A 284-nucleotide genomic window follows, 5' to 3' on the forward strand; every position below is an offset into this window, starting at 1 on the left:
GCTTCGCAAGGCCAGTCCACACTGGATGCGGCATACACACGCCACTCACGCCCTGGCGCGCGGCGCGGAACTAACCACAGTGCGCGACAATCTGCGCCACGCCTCTGTCTCGACGACCTCGATCTATTTGCACAGCGATGAGATCAAGCGCGCGCGGCAGCTTGGAGAGGTCTTCGGTGCCCGCAAATGAACGGCCGCCTGGCGCCCCAGAGGTTCGAGGGACTGGCGTTTGTTGTTCAGACCTAAAAAACGAGCCCGCCACAGTAGTCTGTGGTGCTTAAGAG

At 61.3% G+C, this 284-nt stretch carries 1 protein-coding gene; it reads left to right on the forward strand.

All coding sequences use genetic code 11. The features are described 5' to 3' along the window. The coding region (locus RVY79_RS19075) for a site-specific integrase (RefSeq protein WP_317466124.1) at positions 1-190 on the forward strand (190 nt) is incomplete at its 5' end. Positions 191-284 lie beyond the last annotated feature (94 nt).

Origin of the sequence: Chromohalobacter sp. HP20-39, assembly GCF_033052815.1 — a bacterium.
Taxonomy (GTDB): domain Bacteria; phylum Pseudomonadota; class Gammaproteobacteria; order Pseudomonadales; family Halomonadaceae; genus Chromohalobacter.